We start from the raw sequence: 2,980 nt of genomic DNA, 5'->3' as shown, positions 1-2,980 counted from the left end.
ACACCGTCGCCGGTCATCGCGACCACTTCGCCGAGGTCGCGCAAGGCGTCGGCGATGCGCAGCTTCGCCTCAGGGGCGCTGCGCGCGAAGACCAGTTCCCGGGGCGAGGTAAGCAGTTCGTCGAGCTCTGCTTCGCTCATCGCCTCCAGCGCACCGTCTGAGACCACGCGCGGCCGGTCTCCGCCGATGCCGACCCGCCGGGCGATCTCCGCGGCGGTCAGACCGTTGTCACCGGTGACGACATGGACACGGATACCCGCGTCGTGCGCGCGCTCGATGGCAGAGGTCACGTGAGGCCGTGGCGGATCGAGTAAGGCGACCAGGCCCAGCAAGCACAGGTCTCGTTCGACCGTCTCGCGCTCGTGCGGAACCTGCTCGCCTGAGTCCGCCGGCCGGTGAGCGATCGCCAGCACGCGCAGCCCTTGCCGGGCCCAGCGGTCGACCACGCGGGCGGCTTCGGCTCGGTCGCCTCCAGTCAGGCCCCGGCGCACACCCGCGTCGAGTACCGCGGTGCACCGCTCCAGCACGACTTCCGGTGCGCCCTTGGTATGCGCCACCCACGCGGCCGCGGCGGCCGCGCCGTCCGGACCGCGCTGTTGCAAGGCGGCGAGGTCCGCCTGGCCAGCTGAGGCGCCGCCACTGTTGATCAGTGCGGCGCGACCCATATAGCAGTTCGCGACTTGCCAACGGGTCAGGTCGATCGGGTGATCGGTGGTCAGCCGGCTGTAGAGCAGCGGGTCCGTCTTACCGAAGCCCAGTGCCAGGTAGCCGCCGTTGGTCTGCGGCTGCTTCTGCTTGACGATATCGGCCTCGATGGTCACGCCCAGGTGGTTGGCCTGTCCAGTTAGGTCGGCCGACACCGAGTAATCCACCGCGTCCTTGGTGAACTCCACGTTGCGCAGGTAGCACCACAACACCGTGAACATGCCCAGCGATCTCGCCGTTGACGTTCCCGACCGCTCGCAGCACGCCCAGCCCGCCGTAGCGCTCCTTGTCGCCGTCGCGCAGTTCGACGGCCTCCCGGGTGCCCGTGGACGCGCCCGAAGGCACTCCCGCGATGACCGGCGCCGCCCCCTCAAGCGCGAGGTTCACCGCCAAGGTGGGCCGGGAACGTGAGTCCAGAATCTCGATCGCGCTCAGAGAACTGATCCGGCATGTCATCGCACTGCCTTCCTCACCACGGGCCACGCTGTCGCCGTCCAGCCAGCCGCCGCGCGACGCCCGGCACACCAGCCGAACCTCGTCCTGACACCCGGACCGCTTCACCGCGCGTTTCGGACCGAACGGGCCCTTGTCGCGGGACCTTCGTCCCTAGGGGCTCGCGCGCACTCGGGTGATCGTGGAGCTGACAGCGGCCCGCGCGTCGACCGGGCCGCGCGAGATCGCCACGGAGGCGGCCATGAAGGCGTTGGTGTACCACGGACCCGGCAAGCGCTCCTGGGAGAACGTGCCGGACCCGGACCTGATCGATACGACGGACGCGATCGTGCGCGTGGACGCGGTCACCATCTGCGGCACCGACCTGCACATCCTCGGCGGCGACGTGCCCGAAGTCACCGAGGGTCGGATCCTCGGCCACGAGGCGGTGGGCACCATCGTGGAGGCCGGCGCCGCAGTGACCGGCGTGCACATCGGAGACAGGGTGCTGATTTCCTGCATCTCCTCGTGCGCGCGCTGCGCGTACTGCCGCGCCGGCCGCTACGGCCAGTGCCTCGGCGGCGGCGGATGGATCCTTGGTCACCTGATCGACGGCACCCAGGCCGAGTACGTGCGCGTCCCCTTCGCCGATACCTCCACCTACAAGCTGCCGGAAGCAGTCAGCGACGAAGCCGCGCTGCTGCTGGCCGACATCCTGCCCACCTCCTACGAGGTCGGCGTCCTCAACGGCGCCGTGCGCCCCGGCGACAGCGTCGCCGTGGTCGGCACCGGCCCCATCGGCCTGGCCGCGATCGCCACCGCGAAGCTGCTCAGCCCCAGCCAGATCATCGCCATCGACAAGGCCCCGGCCCGCCTGCAGGCAGCCAAGGACTTCGGCGCCGACCTGACCCTGGAGCCCGGCGACGCCTGCGCCGAGCAGGTCATCGCCGCCACCGATGCGCTGGGCGCCGATGTGGTCATCGAAGCCGTCGGCACGCCCGCGACCTTCGAACTGTGCACCCGGCTGGTGCGCCCCGGCGGCCACGTGGCGAACGTCGGCGTGCACGGCGCTCCCGCCACGCTGCACCTGGAAAGCCTGTGGATCAAGGACGTGACCATCACCACCGGCCTGGTCGACACCTCCTCCACCCCGACCCTGCTGCGCATGCTCGCCGCCGGGCAGTTCGACGCCGGCGCGTTCATCACCCACCGCTTCGGCCTCGATGAGATGCGGGAGGCTTACGACGTCTTCTCACGCCCTGCCGACACCGGCGCGCTGAAGGTCGCCCTGCTGCGCCACTGACCGCACCATTTGCGCCGAATCGCATCCACCGCCACGAACAGCACTGCCGATCTCGACAGCGCTCTTCGTGGCGGTGGATTTCGGACGTGTACGACGACGCGCTCGTTTCAACTGTGCAATCCGGTCGTGCGGACGCCGACGCCTTCGAGTTCGTCGGCGGCGGTGCCGATCAGCCTGCGGCCGAGGTCGACCAGCGCACGGCCGACCGCGATCTCGTCGCCGATCTCCGGAACGTCGCCCTCGCCGGGGTGGCAGCGCGGGTGGGCACGGTTACGCCACGAGGGTCTGCGCTTTGAGCGTGGGCTCTCGGTGGCGCTCGAACGCGTCGATGACGTACGAACACTGCGATAGCGACGCCAAATGGCCTGGCTCCCTGGGGAGCCAGGCCATCCGAGCTGTGCGTGTAGCTAGTGATGTTGCGTGCCGCGACGGCCGCGGGCTACAGCAGCGCGCGGTGCCGTCGAACGAGCGGCAGCTTCTCCCACGTCCACCCGAACCCGAGCCGGCTGCCGGTGCCGAATGCCGCGATCGCGATCAGCG

3 protein-coding genes and 2 pseudogenes are annotated in these 2,980 nt (G+C 69.9%); 1 reads left to right on the top strand and 4 read right to left on the bottom strand.

What is annotated here, in order from left to right; genetic code table 11:
* The 3 genes and pseudogenes from VN779_RS26590 to VN779_RS22990 form a co-directional block, all read right to left on the bottom strand.
* Positions 1-413: HAD family hydrolase (locus tag VN779_RS26590; RefSeq protein ID WP_349260903.1), on the bottom strand; the 413-nt coding region annotated here is incomplete at its 3' end.
* Between the two features lie 192 nt (positions 414-605).
* Positions 606-941 (bottom strand): annotated as a pseudogene (locus VN779_RS26585) (fructose-bisphosphate aldolase); the annotation flags it as partial.
* A 25-nt stretch (positions 942-966) separates the two neighbouring features.
* Positions 967-1,161, bottom strand: a pseudogene (locus VN779_RS22990) (phosphopyruvate hydratase); the annotation flags it as partial.
* Positions 1,162-1,399: 238 nt separating this feature from the next.
* Between VN779_RS22990 and VN779_RS22985 the strand changes: the two are divergent.
* Positions 1,400-2,440 carry a zinc-dependent alcohol dehydrogenase family protein gene (locus VN779_RS22985; RefSeq protein WP_325726771.1) on the top strand — a complete coding sequence of 347 codons (1,041 nt, stop codon included), beginning with the start codon at positions 1,400-1,402 and terminating at the stop codon, positions 2,438-2,440.
* A gap of 107 nt (positions 2,441-2,547) precedes the next feature.
* Here the strand turns inward: VN779_RS22985 and VN779_RS26580 are convergent, their stop codons facing one another.
* On the bottom strand, positions 2,548-2,802 hold the full coding sequence (locus tag VN779_RS26580) for a dsRBD fold-containing protein (protein ID WP_349260902.1): 255 nt from the start codon (positions 2,800-2,802) through the stop codon (positions 2,548-2,550).
* Positions 2,803-2,980: the final 178 nt, after the last annotated feature.

Source organism: Actinocrinis sp. (assembly GCF_035605935.1).
In the GTDB taxonomy this organism is placed as follows: domain Bacteria; phylum Actinomycetota; class Actinomycetes; order Streptomycetales; family Catenulisporaceae; genus Actinocrinis.
This window is presented reverse-complemented; position numbering and strand designations above follow the sequence as displayed.